The sequence below is a fragment of the Mesorhizobium prunaredense genome, from assembly GCF_900156895.1.
In the GTDB taxonomy this organism is placed as follows: domain Bacteria; phylum Pseudomonadota; class Alphaproteobacteria; order Rhizobiales; family Rhizobiaceae; genus Mesorhizobium; species Mesorhizobium prunaredense.
In genome coordinates this window covers 1-17,156 of the sequence record NZ_FTPD01000022.1, presented here as the reverse complement: position 1 = coordinate 17,156, position 17,156 = coordinate 1, and the positions used below count along the sequence as shown (strand labels likewise).

Annotated in this window: 13 protein-coding genes and 1 pseudogene; 9 read left to right on the top strand and 5 right to left on the bottom strand. The window is 63.6% G+C overall.

Going from position 1 to position 17,156, the window contains the following annotated elements:
- Positions 1-26: 26 nt before the first annotated feature.
- From BQ8794_RS16980 to BQ8794_RS16965, 4 genes are all read left to right on the top strand, one after another.
- Entirely contained in the window at positions 27-1,148 is a 1,122-nt protein-coding gene (locus BQ8794_RS16980; RefSeq protein ID WP_077379557.1) for an ATP phosphoribosyltransferase regulatory subunit, read from the top strand.
- Positions 1,145-1,849 (top strand): ATP phosphoribosyltransferase, encoded by a 705-nt coding sequence (gene hisG / locus BQ8794_RS16975; RefSeq protein WP_077379555.1) that lies wholly within the window; start codon positions 1,145-1,147, stop codon positions 1,847-1,849. The genes BQ8794_RS16980 and hisG overlap by 4 nt, the downstream gene beginning before the upstream one ends.
- 197 nt (positions 1,850-2,046) lie before the next feature.
- Complete coding sequence (locus BQ8794_RS16970) at positions 2,047-3,819, top strand: AMP-binding protein (RefSeq protein ID WP_077379553.1); 1,773 nt, start codon at positions 2,047-2,049, stop codon at positions 3,817-3,819.
- A gap of 348 nt (positions 3,820-4,167) precedes the next feature.
- On the top strand, positions 4,168-4,641 hold the full coding sequence (locus tag BQ8794_RS16965) for a VOC family protein (RefSeq protein ID WP_077379551.1): 474 nt from the start codon (positions 4,168-4,170) through the stop codon (positions 4,639-4,641).
- A gap of 857 nt (positions 4,642-5,498) precedes the next feature.
- Here the strand turns inward: BQ8794_RS16965 and BQ8794_RS16955 are convergent.
- From BQ8794_RS16955 to BQ8794_RS16940, 4 genes are all read right to left on the bottom strand, one after another.
- Positions 5,499-6,920 carry a TRAP transporter large permease gene (locus BQ8794_RS16955; protein WP_077379549.1) on the bottom strand — a complete coding sequence of 474 codons (1,422 nt, stop codon included), beginning with the start codon at positions 6,918-6,920 and terminating at the stop codon, positions 5,499-5,501.
- Positions 6,917-7,564: a TRAP transporter small permease subunit gene (locus BQ8794_RS16950; protein WP_023800366.1), complete on the bottom strand. Its 648-nt coding sequence runs from the start codon at positions 7,562-7,564 to the stop codon at positions 6,917-6,919. The genes BQ8794_RS16955 and BQ8794_RS16950 overlap by 4 nt, the downstream gene beginning before the upstream one ends.
- Before the next feature lie 70 nt (positions 7,565-7,634).
- A complete protein-coding gene (locus tag BQ8794_RS16945) occupies positions 7,635-8,765 on the bottom strand; it encodes a TRAP transporter substrate-binding protein (RefSeq protein WP_077379547.1) in 1,131 nt (376 codons plus the stop codon).
- Positions 8,766-9,094: 329 nt separating this feature from the next.
- A complete protein-coding gene (locus tag BQ8794_RS16940) occupies positions 9,095-10,003 on the bottom strand; it encodes a hydrogen peroxide-inducible genes activator (RefSeq protein WP_077379545.1) in 909 nt (302 codons plus the stop codon).
- 162 nt (positions 10,004-10,165) lie between these two features.
- Here BQ8794_RS16940 and katG point away from each other — a divergent pair, with 162 nt between their 5' ends.
- Positions 10,166-12,361: a catalase/peroxidase HPI gene (gene katG / locus BQ8794_RS16935; protein ID WP_077379543.1), complete on the top strand. Its 2,196-nt coding sequence runs from the start codon at positions 10,166-10,168 to the stop codon at positions 12,359-12,361.
- A 212-nt stretch (positions 12,362-12,573) separates the two neighbouring features.
- On the opposite strand, the pseudogene BQ8794_RS16930 reads toward katG, so the two are convergent.
- Positions 12,574-12,801, bottom strand: a pseudogene (locus BQ8794_RS16930) (aquaporin); the annotation flags it as partial.
- Positions 12,802-13,012: 211 nt separating this feature from the next.
- Between BQ8794_RS16930 and BQ8794_RS16925 the strand changes: the two are divergent.
- The 4 genes from BQ8794_RS16925 to guaA all read left to right on the top strand — a co-directional run.
- Positions 13,013-14,302, top strand: coding sequence for an RsmB/NOP family class I SAM-dependent RNA methyltransferase (locus BQ8794_RS16925; RefSeq protein WP_077379541.1), 1,290 nt, complete (start codon positions 13,013-13,015; stop codon positions 14,300-14,302).
- Between the two features lie 98 nt (positions 14,303-14,400).
- Positions 14,401-14,859 (top strand): PaaI family thioesterase, encoded by a 459-nt coding sequence (locus BQ8794_RS16920; protein WP_023800372.1) that lies wholly within the window; start codon positions 14,401-14,403, stop codon positions 14,857-14,859.
- Between the two features lie 4 nt (positions 14,860-14,863).
- Positions 14,864-15,526, top strand: a complete 663-nt coding sequence (locus BQ8794_RS16915) for a 5'-methylthioadenosine/S-adenosylhomocysteine nucleosidase (RefSeq protein ID WP_077379749.1) — start codon at positions 14,864-14,866, stop codon at positions 15,524-15,526.
- Positions 15,527-15,582: 56 nt separating this feature from the next.
- Positions 15,583-17,156 (top strand): glutamine-hydrolyzing GMP synthase (gene guaA / locus BQ8794_RS16910; protein WP_077379539.1); only part of this gene is annotated, 1,574 nt, incomplete at its 3' end.

Here is a 17,156-nt window from a genome sequence, read left to right as displayed (position 1 = left end):
GGGGGTGCCTCGCGCCCGCCTTTGCCATGACCTCCCGCTACCCTGCCATCGCATCAGACATCACAAAGCTCTTCGCCGCGCGAAACACGCATGCGGTCGAGGTGGCGGTGCTGCAGCCGGCCGACCCGTTTCTCGATATGGCTGGCGAGGATTTGCGCCGGCGTATTTTCCTTACCGAAAGCGAGACCGGACAGACGCTTTGCCTGCGGCCGGAGTTCACCATCCCGGTCTGCCTCGACCACATTGCCAGCCAAGCCGGCACGCCGCGCCGCTATTCCTATCTCGGCGAGGTGTTTCGCCAGCGCCGCGAGGGCGGAAACGAGTTTTTCCAGGCCGGCATCGAGGATCTCGGCGACGGCGAGATCGCACAGGCCGATGCCCGATCACTGGCCGATGCGCATGCGCTGCTTTCGCTGCTGCTGCCGGGCCAGGAACTAACGATCACGCTCGGCGACCAGACTGTTTTCGAGGCGGTGCTCGCCGCACTCGGCCTGCCGCGCGGCTGGCGCATGCGGCTGGCCCGCGCCTTCGGTTCGGCGGCGATGCTGGAGGCAGCGCTTGCCGACCTCGCTAACCCGCCGCGCAACGGCCAGCTCGCCGGCGCGGTCGCAGCCCTTGTCCTCGACGGCAATCTGGAAGCGCTTTCCTCGCACATCGCTGGCGGCATGGAGCAGGCGGGTCTGTCGGCGTCGGCCGGACGGTCACCGGCCGACATTGCGCGGCGTCTGATCGAGAAGGCCGAGCTGCGCAGCGTGCGGCTGTCGAACGAGGCGTTTTCGGCGCTGAAGGATTTTCTGGCGATCGATGTGACGCTCGACGGCGCGGCAAAAGCGCTCGAAACCTTCGCAGCCGGCGCCGGCCTTTCGCTGGGCGCGGCGCTGGACAATTTTTCCGCGCGCGCCAAGGCGATCGAAGCGCTTGGCCTGCCCTCGGCAAAAATCCGCTACGACGGCGCCTTCGGCCGTCCGCTCGATTACTACACCGGTCTGGTCTTCGAGATCGCGGCGCAAAACGGTGACAGGCCGCTGGCCGGCGGCGGCCGCTATGACCGGCTGCTGACGTTGCTCGGCGCGAAAACGCCGATCCCCGGCGTCGGCTTCTCCGTCTGGCTCGACCGCATCGAAGCGTTGCGGGAGAAGGCGCAATGATCACGCTGGCGATTCCATCGAAGGGCCGGCTCAAGCAGCAGGCGCTGGAGGTGCTGGCCAAGGCCGGGCTTGCCGTCAGCCTACCCGGCGACGAGCGCAAATACCGCGCGCGCATCGAAGGCGTGGATGCGGTTGAGGTGGCGTTCCTGTCGGCCTCAGAAATCGCAGGCGAAATCGGCCAGGGCTCGGTCGACCTCGGCATCACCGGCGAGGATCTGTTGCGCGAAAGCCTCGCCGACTGGGAGGCGCGCGCGGAGATCGTCGCCCGCCTCGGTTTCGGCAATGCCGATGTCGTGGTGGCGGTGCCCGAGATCTGGCTCGACGTCGATACGATGGCCGACCTCGACGATGTCGCCGCCGATTTCCGCCAGCGCCACGGCAGGCGGCTCAGGATAGCCACAAAATACTGGCGGCTGACGCAGCAGTTCTTTTCGCAAAAGCACGGCATCCAGGTCTATCGCATCGTCGAGAGCCTCGGCGCCACCGAAGGCGCGCCGGCGGCGGGATTGGCCGATGTCGTCGTCGACATCACCACGTCAGGCTCGACGCTGCGCGCCAATCATCTGAAGGTTTTGGCGGACGGCATCATCCTGCGCTCACAGGCCTGCCTGGTTGCATCTAGGAAGATCCGCGCCGCTGCGGATGAAGCAGTTTTGCGCGACATCGCCGCGAAGATGGCAGGCGCAATCCCTCCCCCTTGAGGGGAGGGTGGACAGCCGCCGAAGGCGGATGGACGGGTGGGGTCGTTGCTGCAGTGCGCGGCATGAACCGACCCCACCCGCCTCGCTTTGCTCGGCACCCTCCCCGCAAGGGGGAGGGATTGCGCTCCAGTACCATCAACGGGATTTCCACTACCCCGGCAGGCTGATAGACTCGGTCGCCTGCGGAGGAGACGGCGATGCCGATCAATCTCGACGAGTTGAAGAATGCCACCAGCCTGCGCGGCCGCCGCCCGGGCAATGGGGCCACGTTTGTCGCGCCGGTCGACGGCAGGGCGCATGTGTCGGGCGAGCGCACCGTGCCGCTGCTGCAGCAAACGATCCCGGCGCTGCTTTCGGACACCGTCAGCAAATACGGCACGCTCGATGCCGCCGTCTTCGTCGACCAGGACAAGCGCTTCACCTGGAGCGAACTTTCAGACACGGTGGACGCGCTGGCCGCAGGCTTCCTGGCGCTCGGCCTGGCAAAAGGCGACCGCGTCGGCATCTGGTCGCCGAACCGCTGGGAATGGCTGGTGACCCAATTCGCCACCGCCCGCATCGGCCTGATCCTGGTCAACATCAACCCGGCTTACCGGCTGACCGAACTCGACTATGCGCTGAACAAGGTCGCTTGCCGAGCGCTGGTCACGGCCGTCAAATTCAAGAGCTCCGACTATCTCGGCATGATCGAGACGCTGGCGCCGGAGATCGCGACGGCGACGCCGGGCGAGCTCGATGCGAAAAAATTGCCGGCGCTAAAAATCGTCATCCGCATGGGCGAGGAGCATTCGCCCGGCATGCTCAATTTCACCGACGTGCTGGCGATGGCCGGGCGCGACGAGCATGACAGCCTCGACCGGATCTCCGAGGGGCTGAAGCCCGGCGATGCCATCAACATCCAGTTCACCTCAGGCACGACAGGCGCGCCCAAGGGCGCGACGCTGACCCACAACAACATCGTCAACAACGGCAATTTCGTCACCTCGGCGATCAGGCTCACCGTCGACGACCGGCTGTGCATCCCGGTGCCGCTCTACCACTGTTTCGGCATGTCGATGGGCACGATCGGCTGCGTCACCAAGGGCGCGACGATGGTTTTCCCGGGCGAGGGGTTCGATGCCGGCGCCACGCTGAAAGCGCTGGCAGCAGAGCGCTGCACCGGCCTCTATGGCGTGCCGACCATGTTCGTCGGCATGCTCGATCATCCGGATTTCGACACCTTCGATCTCACCAGCCTGCGCACCGGCATCATGGCCGGCTCGCCGTGCCCGATCGAGGTGATGAAGAAGGTGGTGTCGCTGATGCACATGGCGGAGGTGACAATCGCCTATGGCATGACCGAGACCAGCCCGGTGTCGTTCCAGAGCAGTGTCGACGACCCGCTGGAAAAGCGCGTCTCGACCGTCGGCCGCGTCCACCCCCATGTCGAGGTCAAGGCGATCGATGCCGATGGCGCGACCGTTGCGGTCGGCGCGCCGGGCGAGCTCTGCACGCGCGGCTATTCGGTGATGAAGGGCTATTGGGACGACGAGGAAAAAACCCGCGAGGCGATTGATCCCGACGGCTGGATGCACACCGGCGACCTCGCCACCATCGACGCGGAGGGTTATTGCAACATTGTCGGCCGGGTCAAGGATATGGTCATCCGCGGCGGCGAGAACGTCTATCCGCGCGAGGTCGAGGAATTTCTCTACCGCCATCCCAAGGTCAGGGAAGTGCAGGTGTTCGGCATCCCAGATCCGAAATTTGGCGAGGAGCTTTGTGCCTGGATCGTGCTAAAGCCGGGCCAGACCGCCACCGAGCAGGAGATCAAGGCCTTCTGCGCCGGCCAGATCGCCCATTACAAGATCCCGCGCCACATCCGCTTCCGCACCGAATTGCCGATGACAGTGACCGGCAAGCCGCAGAAGTTTCTCATGCGCGAGGCGATGGTTGACGAACTGGGGCTGGTGACGCCGAAGACGGCTTGAAGCGGGGTGTCCGCGTCGCGCCACGCGGCCGTTACGCTCCCGCAATTCCAAGGCGGGATTCGGTCACCGCGAGCTGGCCAAATCAGCAATAGAATTGCCGTCAGGGTCGCAATGTTGGTCCGCCTTGCGGACGCTCCGAACATTCCCGACGCATTTCAAGAGCGGACCTTCGCTTATCGTCCGGAACCGGGCCAAAGCGAACAGCGCCGTCAAGGTAAGCTTGCCCCTTGGCGGGGCGAGACTGACGCGTCCCGGGGGTGGAGAAAAGCGGTTGGCAACCTATTTCGGAAGAGGGCGGATAGGGAAACAAGGCCGAAATCCTGGCCTCAAAGCGAAAGGAACCTGCAAATGGCAAAGAATACGATTTGCCTCTGGTACGATAAGGACGCAGAGGCCGCCGCCCGCTTCTACTCCGAGATATTTCCCGACAGCGTGGTGGGTGCTGTGCACCGTGCACCCAGTGACTACCCGGCCGGCAAAGAAGGCGACGTGTTGACGGTCGAATTCACAGTCGCGGGCCTTCCTTGTATCGGCCTCAACGGGGGTCCCGAGTTCAAGCACAACGAAGCGTTCTCGTTCCAGATCGCCACCGACGACCAGGAGGAGACCGACCGCTATTGGAATGCCATCGTCGGCAACGGCGGTCAGGAGAGCGTGTGCGGCTGGTGCAAAGACAAATGGGGGATTTCCTGGCAAATCACGCCGCGCGTGCTGACTGACGCGATGGCGGCTGGCGGCGACGAGGCAAAGCGCGCGTTTGATGCGATGATGACCATGGTGAAAATCGACGTCGCCGCGATCGAGGCGGCGCGGCGCGGTTGAAGCTCATCGCGACATTCGGCCAAATTGCTGCCAGAGCGTGTCGCTCGTCACCAAGTGCGGCCGTCCGCCCTTGCCTTCGATTTCCACGGTCAGCTGGCTCAGAGCGGGCTTGTCACGGGCGATCAAAGCGACCTTCGCACACCCGTGCGAAGCGCACGCCCAATGCCAGCAGGAGCGCCGGTGATCACCGCTGTCTTTCCGCTTCAATCCGACTGTGCCAGGTCGGTGCTGGCAAGGCTAAACCGCCGGTCCTTCGAGCCCGCTTCTCTCGTGCGACTTCCACAGGTACCAGCCGAGGACGGTACCGAAGAAGAATGTGTGGGCAATGAACTGCACGACCGGGCTTGCTTGCAGGAACCAGGGGAATGCGATCGGCGCGATCACTAGAAATTGACGAGCCACAAGGCGAGGCCAAAGATGCTGCCGAGACCGATGAAGGCTGCTCGCCCTCGCAGCATAGCGGCAATCTCCCCGAACCCCCTGTTCTGGACGCAGATTCCTCCGCAAATCAATGTCGGGAATGCGTCGACGGTTCCGGGCGTTTGGTACAATTCACGAGGATTTGATTGAAATTGATGCTTCTCGGGCCGAGCGGACGGTTCGGCTCTTTGCGCGCATCGACGCTCCAGCCATGCAGCTTCCCACGACCGCCCCAGCCCGGCTGTTACCTCGCGCGAGACCTCAACTGGCTCCATAGATCGTAGCCCGCAAGGAGGACGCCGATGCCGACCGCAACGCCTAGATCGGGATGCGGGACGAACCGGATTACGACGCCGAAAAACGCCAGAAAGGCTACAAACGCCAAGACGGCCAGGAAGCGGCTCAAATTCATCTGTTGTCCTCCACTCGCCCCGTCCTCAGCCCCCGTAGATCAGGTTGGGCAGCCCGTACACGATCTGCGGGAAGACGTAGATGATGACCATGCACAGGATGACGATCAGCATATAAGGCATCATTCCGCGGAAAATATCCGAAAGCTGAACATGCGGCGGCGAAATGCCCTTGAGGTAGTAGGCCGACATCGCCATGGGCGGCGACAAAAAGGCCGTCTGAAGATTGACCGCGACGAGCACGCCGAAAAACAGCGGATCGATCTCGAAATGCGCCAACAGCGGCAGGAAGATCGGAACGAAGATCACGATAATCTCCGTCCATTCCAGCGGCCAGCCCAGGATGAAGATGATGATCTGGGCGACTATCAGAAACATCAGCGGCGACATGTCGAGGCCGGTGACGAAATCGCTGATCAGTTGCTGGCCTCCCAGATAGGCAAAGACCGAGGCGAAGGTCGCGGAGCCGACGAACAGCCAGCACACCATCGCGGTCGTGCGCGCCGTCAAATAGACGGACTCCTTCAGGCGTTGCCACGTCAGGGCCCGGTAGGCGGCGGCCAGCACGACGCCGCCGAGCGCGCCGATGGCGGCAGCCTCGGAAGGAGTGGCGAGGCCGAACAGAATAGCGCCGAGCACCGCGAGGATCAGGACCGCCAGAGGGACGAAAGAGGTCAGCAGCATCCAGCTGATTTGCAGGGCCGAATAGTGCCCTACCTCGTCTCGGGTCGGCTTCGGCGCCAGCTGCGGCTGCAGCACCGCCTTCGCCACCACATAAATCAGATAAAGGCCGGCAAGCAGCAGTCCTGGAAGCAGGGCCGCAGCATACATACGGACCACCGAAACACCCGCCGTCGCGCCATAGACGATGAGCAGAATGGACGGCGGAATGAGGATGCCGAGGGTTCCGCCCGCGCAGATCACTCCCGAGGCATAGCTGATGTCGTACCGCGCCTTCAGCATGGCGGGAAACGCCAGCAGGCCCATGAGTGTGACGACCGCGCCGACAATGCCTGTGGCCGTTGCGAAAAGGGTGCAGGTGATGAGGGCGGCGACGGCCATGGAGCCGGGAACGCGCCGGGTGGCGATATAGAGGGTGCCGAAAAGACGCTCGATGATGTTGGACCGCTCGACGATGTAGCCCATGAACAGGAACAGCGGGATGGCGGTCAGCACGTCGTTCGAGATCACAGAATAGGTCTGATTCACGAACAGATCGAAGATGCGGTTGTTGAAGAAGCCGCCGATCCAATGCTCCGTGAGCGTCCAGCCGTCGGCGCCATCCTCAACCGCCCGTTCATAGGCGCGCCACATCCGTCCCGGATTTAAATAAGCGTAGTAGCCAAAGGCGACCCCGAGCGCCATCAAAGTGAATGCAACCGGGAAGCCAAGGAAGATCGCCAGAACCAGAATGAGCAGCATCGCGACGGCGACCTGAGGATCGCTCATCTGTCTTCTCCGTCGCGGTCTGGTTGATTGTCGGGGTGGAGGAATGGGAGGTCGACTGCTTCCGAACCGTGATGCAGAACATCGAGCGTCTTGGCTTCCATCAGCACCTTCTCGGTCTCTTCCACGTCCTCAGCCGCGCGCGGCCATGTTCCGGTTCGCAGACAGACGACGCAGCGGAACACCTGAGCAATCCCCTGCACGAAGAGCAGGATGCCTGCCGCCACGATGACGGCCTTGAACTGGAAGATCGGAATCCCGGCCGGGCTGTTCGAGCTTACTTCGAGATAGCGGAAGCTGCGTGCGGCATACTTCCAGCCGGCCAGAATCAGCGCCGTGACGCCCGGGAAGAAGAAAATGAAGTAGAGGACAAGTTCGACCGCCGCTTGCACGCGCGGCCTCCACAGACGGTAGATGAAATCGCCGCGCACATGCCCGTCTCGCGACAAGGTGTAAGCGCCGGCCATCATGAACATGGTGCCGTAGAGCATGTAGCTGAGGTCGAATGCCCACGCAGTCGGCGCGCTGAACAGGTATCGCACGACGACCTCATAGCTCACCCCGAGCGTCATGACGACGACGCTCCAGGCGAACACCTTTCCAAACCATGCCGAAAGTTCATCGGCGAACGCAATGTAACGGAGCATCTACTTGGTTCCGTCAGATACAATCCGGCGGTCCGGAAGACCGCCGGATTTGCCGAAGCGGCGGCGCGAATTAGAGCTTCAGCTTGCCGGGGAAATAATGTTCGTATGCCAGTGTCAGGTCGGCTGAATTCATGAGCTCGTAGTAGACAACGCGTTCGACCCATTGGCGCTGGCTATCGAGCACCCGCTTCATGAACTCATCCGCCTCCAGCGTCGGGATGATCTTGTCCCAAGCCTGGAGTTGTGCGTCGAGAATCTCCTTGGATGTGCGGTGCACGGTGACACCGTGCTCGGTCTGCAGTTTCTGCAGGTCGGCCGAATAGTTGTCGAGGGCGACTGCGGTGGTCGCGGTGCTGGCCGCCTCCACGCCATATTCGAGAATGGCCTTCAAATCGTCGTCGAGGTCGTCGAATACGTCCTTGTTGAACAGGAATTCGAACGACTCGCTCGCCTGATGATAGGACGACAAGATATAGTTCTTGGCGACGTCCTGCGACCCGAAGCGAAGGTCGGATGACGGATTGTTGAATTCGAAGGCGTCGATAACCCCGCGCTCCATGGCCGGCACGATTTCACCGCCGGGCAGCTGCGCCACGCTGAGGCCGAGGTTCTGCATGAGATCGGCGGCAAGACCCACCGTCCGATACTTGAATCCCTGCAGTTCGGCGGGGGTCGTGACAGGATTCTTGAACCAGCCGAACGGCTGCGCCGGCATCGGGAAGCCATAGAAGCCGACCACGTTGAGGCCCATGATCTCCTGCGTCAGCTCGCGGTAGAGATCCTTGCCGCCGCCCTGGTGGAACCAGGCAAGCATGGTGGTGGCGCTGCCGCCAAACACAGGGCCAGTTCCGAAAAGCGACGCGGCCTTGTGCTTGCCGTACCAGTAGACGGGGACGGTATGCGCGGCGTCGATGACGCCGTCGTTGACGCCATCCAGCACCTGGAACGCGCCGACGACCGCACCCGCGGGCAGGAGCTCGAACTTCAGCCGGCCGCCCGACATCTTTTCGACGCGCTCTATGTATAGCCGCGCGAAATCCATCCAGATGTCCGACGCAGGCCAGGAGGTCTGCATCTTGATGGTCACCGGCGCCTGCGCCAGTACGGCCGGGGCCGAGAGCGTCGTCGCTGCAGCCGCACCGGCGGTGATGGCGGTGGACTTTTCCAGGAACCCGCGACGCGAAATTTTCTTGTCGGACATTTACTCCTCCCATTTGTAAACGCTTCTGCCACAACCAGAATATGCCAACTCGCCCCTTGCGCAACCAGTTTCGCTGCCGGTGGCATCGGGCATCGGGCGCTTGGTCTGGCACAAGCGCCAATATGTTTCCGCATTCGACGATTTTTTGTAGTCGGCGCTTACCCTTGTTCTGGCCTCCACGAATGTAGGACTGCTGCGCGGCATGCCAAGGCGGTCGTAACGACCCCCAGGGTTGGCACTCCGCGGGAGGACCCTGTTTATGGAGGCACCTTCGCAGCTTGGAAACGAGATGAGGTCACAATCGGACCCTCTGGCCGACATCCCCAACCTCACGCCGCCAGCACCGCCTCGTCCAGGCGGCGGATGATCTTGGCCAGTTCGACGCATTCGTCATGCCGGACCTTATTGCGCCGCCAGGCGAGGCAGATCGTGCGCTGCGGCATCGGCTCCTGGAACGGCACGATCTTCAAATCGCGCATGGCGCTGGCCGGCCCTGCCGCCATTTCCGGGATAAGCGTGACGCCGAGCCCGTGCGCCACCATCTGCAGCAGCGTCGTCAGGCTGGTCGCGCCATAGCTCGCCATTGCCACCGGCCGCACGCTGCCGCAGACGGCAAGCGCCTGTTCGCGCAGGCAGTGGCCTTCCTCCAGCAGCATCAGCCTTTCCAATGCCGGGCTTTCCGGCGGAACCGGCGGCGAGGCGAATGCGGGATCGCCGGCCGGCACGGCAAGGAAGAACCGGTCGGAGAAAAGCGGCTCGGTGATCAGTCCGGGCTGATCGAGGGGAAGGGCCGCAATGAAGGCGTCGAGCTTTCCCAGGGCGGTGTCCTCGACCAGCGAGGCGGTCACCGCTTCACGCAATTCGAGCTGCAAGGCCGGGAAATGCCGTTTTAGTTCCGGCAGCACATGCGGCAGCAGATAGGGCGCCACCGTCGGGATGATGCCGAGCCGGAAGCGCCCTTCCATGGCGGGGCGGCCGCGCCGGGCCGTGGTCTCGATTTCTCGGATGTCGGAAAGAATGCGCTCGATACGTGGCAGCATGGCCAGTGCCTCGTCGGTCATCCGAATCGATTTGCCGCCGCGCTCGAACAGCCGGCAATTCAGCCGCAACTCCATCTCCGCGATCTGCGACGACAGCGCCGGCTGGCTGACGCCGGCCAGCTTCGCGGCACGGCCGAAATGCAGCGTCTGTGCCAGCGCCTCGAAATACTGCATCTGCCGGACGGTGAGACCAATCATAAGCAAAACCTATCGCAACAAACAGGAAAGGCAATTTGTTTTTATCGCCAATGCGGCCTAGTCTGGAGCCATTCCAGAATGGCGTGGCTCAGGGCCCGTCCGGAAAATCAACAAATCCCCGGAAAATCAACAATCCCGGAAAACGACAAATCGGAGAGAACGATGGACGCAAAGACCGATGACACCAGCGCGGGAAAATGCCCGGTCGTGCACGCAACCGCTGCCAGAGCCAATCGCGATTGGTGGCCGAACCAGCTGAATGTGCAGGTACTCCACCAGCAATCCGCACTGTCCGATCCGATGGGCGAGGCATTCGATTACGCCAAGGAGTTCGAAAGCCTCGACCTGAACGTCGTGATCAAGGACCTGCATGCCCTGATGACCGACTCGCAGGAGTGGTGGCCGGCCGACTTTGGCCATTACGGGCCGCTGTTCATCCGCATGGCCTGGCACAGCGCCGGCACCTACCGCATCGGCGACGGCCGTGGCGGTGCCGGTGCCGGCCAGCAGCGCTTCGCGCCGCTCAACAGCTGGCCGGACAACGTCAACCTCGACAAGGCTCGCCGGCTGCTGTGGCCGATCAAGCAGAAATACGGCCGCAAGATCTCCTGGGCCGACCTGATGATTCTCACCGGCAACGTCGCCCTGGAAACGATGGGCTTCAAGACCTTCGGTTTTGCCGGCGGGCGCGCCGATGTCTGGGAGCCCGAACAGGACATCTACTGGGGCCCCGAAGGCAAGTGGCTGGCCGACGAGCGCTACAGCGGCGAACGCGATCTGCAGAACCCTCTCGCCGCCGTGCAGATGGGTTTGATCTACGTCAATCCGGAAGGGCCGAGCGGCAACCCGGATCCGCTGGCCGCGGCGCGCGACATTCGCGAGACCTTCGCGCGCATGGCCATGAACGACGAGGAGACCGTCGCGCTCATCGCCGGCGGACACACCTTCGGCAAGACCCACGGCGCCGGCGATGCGACGCTGGTTGGCCCCGAGCCGGAAGCAGCCGGCATCGAAGAGCAGGGCCTCGGCTGGGCGAGCACTTTTGGCACCGGCAAAGGCGGTGACGCGATCGGCAGCGGCCTGGAAGTGACGTGGACGACGACGCCGACGAAATGGGGCAACAACTTCTTCGACAATTTGTTCGGCTTCGAATGGGAGCTGACCAAGAGCCCGGCCGGCGCGCACCAGTGGACGCCGAAGGGCGGCGCCGGTGCCGGCACGGTGCCCGATGCGCACAACCCGGCAAAGCGTCACGCGCCTTCGATGCTGACCACCGACCTCGCTCTGCGGTTCGATCCTGCCTACGAAAAGATCTCGCGGCGCTTCCATCAGAATCCGGACCAGTTCGCCGATGCCTTCGCCCGCGCATGGTACAAGCTGACCCACCGCGACATGGGCCCGCTCGTGCGCTATCTCGGCCCGCTCGTGCCCAGGGAAGAGCTGCCGTGGCAGGATCCTATCCCTGCCGTCGATCATGTCCTGGTCGATGAGCTGGATGTGGCCGCCCTGAAGTCAAAAATCCTCGCCTCCGGCCTTTCGGTGCCGCAGCTGGTCTCGACCGCCTGGGCGTCCGCCTCGACCTTCCGTGGCTCCGACAAGCGCGGTGGCGCCAACGGCGCGCGCATTCGCCTCGCGCCGCAGAAGGACTGGGACGTCAACCAGCCGGCTCAGTTGGCGAAGGTGCTGGAGAAGCTCGAAGCGATTCGCAAGGAGTTCAATGCTTCGCAGTCCGGCGACAAGAAAGTCTCGCTTGCCGACTTGATCGTCATTGGCGGCGGCGCTGCAATCGAAAAGGCCGCGAAGGACGCCGGCAACGACGTGAAGGTTCCGTTCACGCCGGGACGCATGGATGCGTCGCAGGAGCAGACCGACGTCGACTCCTTCGCCCCGCTCGAACCGACCGCCGACGGTTTCCGCAACTATCTCAGCGGCCCGCAGCGTTTGTCGCCCGAGGAGGCGCTGGTCGACCGGGCACAATTGCTGACGCTGACGGCGCCGGAGATGACGGTCCTGGTCGGCGGCCTGCGCGTGCTCGGCGCAAATGCCGAGCAGTCAACGCACGGCGTCTTCACCAAGCGGCCCGAGACGCTGACCAACGACTTCTTCGTGAACCTGCTAGACATGGGCACGGTGTGGAAGGCGACATCGGAGGTCAAGGACTTGTTCGAAGGACGCGACCGGGCGACAGGCGAGCTCAAGTGGAGCGGCACCCGCGTTGACCTCATCTTCGGTTCGCATTCCCAGCTGCGCGCGCTGGCGGAAGTCTATGCGACCGCGGACGCCAAGGAGAAATTCGTGAACGACTTCGTGGCAGCGTGGAACAAGGTGATGAACGCCGATCGCTTCGAACTCGCCTGATCCAGGAGCATGATCCCGAAAAGTGGAATCCGGTTTTCGGAAAAGATCATGCTCAAACAAAACGACAGAGCCCCATCCCGATTCCATCTGGATGGAGCTCTAGCGCCATGGTCCGGAGCGGGATAGCGTCCCGCCTGGGTGAGTTTCTCGAGTCTCAACAAAGAAAGGCGCGGGCCAGGCCCGCGCCTTTCTTGATTCAGCTCTTCGGCCTGTCAGTCCTTCTCGAAGATGCGGGTCTTGGCGACCACGCCGGCGATGGCGCCGCCGATCAGCGGTGCGACGATGAACAGCCAGAGCTGACCGATCGCCGCACTTCCCGAAAACGGCGCCGGGCCGATCGAGCGGGCCGGATTGAGCGATGTGCCGGTCACCGGAATGATGGCGAAGTGCAGTCCTGCCAGCGTCAGGCCGATGACGACGCCGGCAAAGGCCATCGCGTGGCTGAGTTTGAAAGCACAGCAATGCGAGGGTCGCCGATACCAACAGAGCTGCGTTCGATCTGGCATTCTCATGGGGAGTGGGTAAGGGTGAGGGACAGCGCAAACCTGAAGCGTGTGCCTCTGCCTCCAGGACTCTCCCCGCTTGTGTGCGCCGGTCGCGCGCTTTAGAGCAGGACCCCGGAATTGATTTGCTGAGTAACGGAATAACAAGATGCGACTGGGCGGACGGCTGGCAGCAGCCATCGAAGTGCTGGAGGATATCGGCCGGCGGCACCGGCCGGTCGCCGATGCGCTGAAGGATTGGGGCCTGTCGCACCGCTTCGCCGGCGGCGGCGATCGCGCCGCGATCGGCAACATCGTCTACGACGCGCTGCGGCGAAAGCGCTCGGCCGGCTGGCTGTTGGGCGAAGATACGCCGCGCGCCATCGGTTTTGGCGCGCTGCTGCTTGAATGGAACCAGACGGCGCAGTCGTTGAACGAAGCGCTCGACGGTGACAAGTTTGCGCCGCCGCTGTTGAACGACGATGAACTGAAAGCCATCGCTGACCGCCGGCTCGACGATGCGCCGCCGGCGGTGCGCGCCGATATTCCGGATTGGTGCGAACCGCTTTTCGAGCAGGCCTTCGGTGCCAGCTGGGTCGATGAAGGTGCGGCGCTGGCGACCCGCCCGCCGCTCGACCTTAGGGTCAATACGCTGAAAGCCGATCGCAACAAGGTGCTCGCCGAACTGGCCGACACCGGCGCCAGGGCTGCACGAATTGCGCCGCACGGCATCCGCATCCCGCCGATTGCGGGCGACGGCAGGCACCCGAACGTGCAGGCCGAACCGGCCTTCCAGAAAGGCTGGTTCGAGGTTCAGGACGAAGGCTCGCAGATCGCCGCCACGCTGGCTGGCGCCGAGGCCGGGATGCAGGTTCTCGACTTTTGCGCCGGAGCCGGCGGCAAGACGCTGGCCCTGTCGGCGGCGATGGACAATCGCGGCCAGGTGTTTGCCCATGATTCCGAAAAGGCGCGGCTGGCGCCGATCTTCGACCGCATCCGCCGCTCCGAAAACCGCAACGTGCAAATCGTCACCAAGCCGGCGGAACTCAGCGCTCTCGCGGGCCACATGGACATCGTCGTGGTCGACGCGCCCTGCACCGGCAGCGGCACCTGGCGGCGCCGGCCCGATGCCAAATGGCGGCTGACGCAGAAGCAGCTCGATGCGCGCAAGGGCGAGCAATCGGCGATCCTCGATCTCGCCCAAACCTTCGTCAAACCGGGCGGGCTGCTGGTCTACATCACCTGCTCGGTGTTCGACGAGGAGAATGGCGAGCAGGTCGCTGCCTTCAGGGATCGTAACAGCGGCTTTGTCCCGGTCGATCACCGCCAACTCTGGGACAGCCGCTTTCCCGGCCACGAGGCGGCCGCGCGTATCGGCGCAGCAGGCGGCATTTCGCTGTCGCCGGCGCTGAGCGGTACCGATGGGTTTTATGTCTGCGCACTGCGCAAGGGTGGCTGAACCTTTACCGGCGGGCCTGATTGCTGCAGTGCAGCAATAGCGATTGCCTGCCGCTCGTACCTCTGCAATAAGCTTTTCTGACAGGAGCGTGACAAGCTATGGCAGCAGAGATCGTACCCGCCCCCAATTATGAGGATCGTGTCAGGACGTCCTTCGCGCGCCAGAACGCCATGATGACGATCGGCGCCGAGCTGACGCTGGTGACGCCGGGCATCATCGAGATCGAGATGCCCTATTCGGCGGCGCTGACCCAGCAGCATGGCTTCCTCCATGCCGGCGTCATTTCGACGGCGCTGGACTCGGCCTGCGGCTATGCCGCGTTCTCGCTGATGCCGGAAAGCTCCAGTGTGCTCACCATCGAGTTCAAGGTCAATCTGTTGGCGCCGGGCCGGGGCGAGCGTTTTCTGTTCCGCGGCTCGGTGACCAAGCCCGGCCGTACCATCATCGTCGCCGACGGTCAGGCCTATGCCTTCGCCGTCGACGGCGAGGCCAAGCTGATCGCCACCATGACTGGAACGATGATGACGGTGGTCGGTCGCGATGGCATCGAAGGCTGATGCGATGCGCAAGGCCGTCAGAATTGCCGGCAGGGACGTCCTCTTCGTGATGGCGGCGCAGGCCGAATACGGGCCGCATCTTCAGCGGCTGTTCACGCCTGTCATGACAGGGGTGGGGCCGGTCGAGGCGGGTGTCAGGCTGGGCGCGGAACTGTCATGGCTGAAGTCTGAAAAGGCGCTGCCGGACCTCGTCGTGTCGCTCGGCTCGGCCGGCAGCCGGACTCTGGAACAGACGGAAATCTACCAGGCCGTTTCGGTCGCCTATCGCGACATCGACGCCTCGCCTCTGGGCTTCAAGAAGGGCGCGACGCCGTTTCTCGACCTGCCGGTGACGGTGCCGCTGCCGTTCAGGATTCCAGGCATAAGCGAGGCGACGCTGTCGACCGGCGCGGCGATCATCTCCGGCAGCGCCTATGATGCGATTGGCGAGGATATGGTCGATATGGAGACCTTCGCCTGCCTGCGTGCCTGCCAACTGTTCGGCGTGCCGCTCGTCGGCCTGCGCGGCATTTCCGACGGGGCTGCCGATCTCAGGCATGTCGGCGACTGGAAGGAGTATCTCCATGTCATCGACGAGAAGCTGGCGGACGCGGCGACGCGGCTGGAACAGGCGATCGGCTCCGGCGCGCTGCAGTTTGGACCATCGCATGACGCGGAAACGGAGTGACAGAGACGCCTTCGCAACCCATTGCGCCGACTCGTTTCTTTCTCTAAACGCTCGCCATGAAGATAGCCAATCATCCCGACACCGTCCTGCCCGACACCGTCCTGATTGTCGATTTCGGCAGCCAGTTCACGCAGCTCATCGCCAGACGCATCCGCGAAGCCGGCGTGTTTTCCGAGATCGTTCCGTTCCAGTCGGCCGAAGCGGCGTTCAGGCGCATCAATCCGAAGGCGGTGATCCTCTCCGGCGGCCCGGCCTCGACCGGCGACATCGGCAGCCCGCGCGCGCCGCAGATCGTCTTCGACGCCGGTGTGCCGGTGCTCGGCATCTGCTATGGCCAGATGGCCATGTGCGTGCAGATGGGCGGCGTCGCCGAAAGCTCCGACCATCGCGAATTCGGCCGTGCCTTCGTCGAGATCCAGAAGGACAGCCCGCTGTTCGAGGGCCTGTGGGCGCCCGGTCAGCGCCATCAGGTGTGGATGAGCCATGGCGACCGCGTCATCTCGCTGCCCAAGGGATTCGAGGTGTTCGGCAAATCGGAAGGCTCGCCCTTCGCCATCTTCGGCAATGTCGAGCGCAAGATGTACGGCATCATGTTCCACCCCGAAGTGGTGCACACGCCGGACGGCGCCCGGCTGCTGCAAAACTTCGCCCATAAGATCGCCGGCATCGAGGGCGACTGGACCATGCGCGCCTACCGCGAGCACGCGGTCGAGACGATCCGCAAGCAGGTCGGCAAGGGCAAGGTCATCTGCGCGCTTTCGGGCGGCGTCGATTCCTCGGTCGCGGCGCTGCTGATCCACGAGGCGGTCGGCGACCAGCTTACCTGCATCCTTGTCGACCACGGGCTGATGCGCAAGGACGAGGCATCGGGCGTGGTGGAGATGTTTCGCCAGCACTACAATCTGCCCCTCATCCTGGTCGACGCTTCTGACCGTTTTATCGGCGCGCTCGAGGGCGAGTCGGATCCGGAAAAGAAGCGCAAGACCATCGGCCGGCTGTTCATCGAGGTGTTCGAGGAAGAGGCCGAGAAACTCGGCGGCGCCGATTTCCTGGCGCAGGGCACGCTATATCCCGACGTCATCGAAAGCGTCTCCTTCACCGGCGGCCCGTCGGTTACGATCAAGTCGCATCACAATGTCGGCGGCCTGCCCGAGCGCATGAACATGCAGCTGGTCGAGCCGCTGCGCGAACTGTTCAAGGACGAGGTCAGGGCACTCGGCAAGGAACTCGGCCTGCCCGACAGCTTCATCGGCCGGCATCCATTTCCCGGCCCCGGTCTCGCCATCCGCTGCCCTGGCGGCATCAGCCGCGAAAAGCTGGAGATCCTGCGCGAGGCCGACGCCATCTATCTCGACGAGATCCGCAAGGCCGGCCTCTACGACGCCATCTGGCAGGCCTTTGCCGTGCTGCTGCCGGTGCAGACCGTCGGCGTGATGGGCGACGGCCGCACCTATGAATTCGTCTGCGCGCTGCGCGCCGTCACCTCGGTCGACGGCATGACGGCGGATTTCTACCACTACGACATGGCGTTCCTCGGCGCCGCCGCCACCCGCATCATCAACGAGGTGCGCGGCATCAACCGCGTCGTCTACGACGTGACGAGCAAGCCGCCGGGTACCATCGAGTGGGA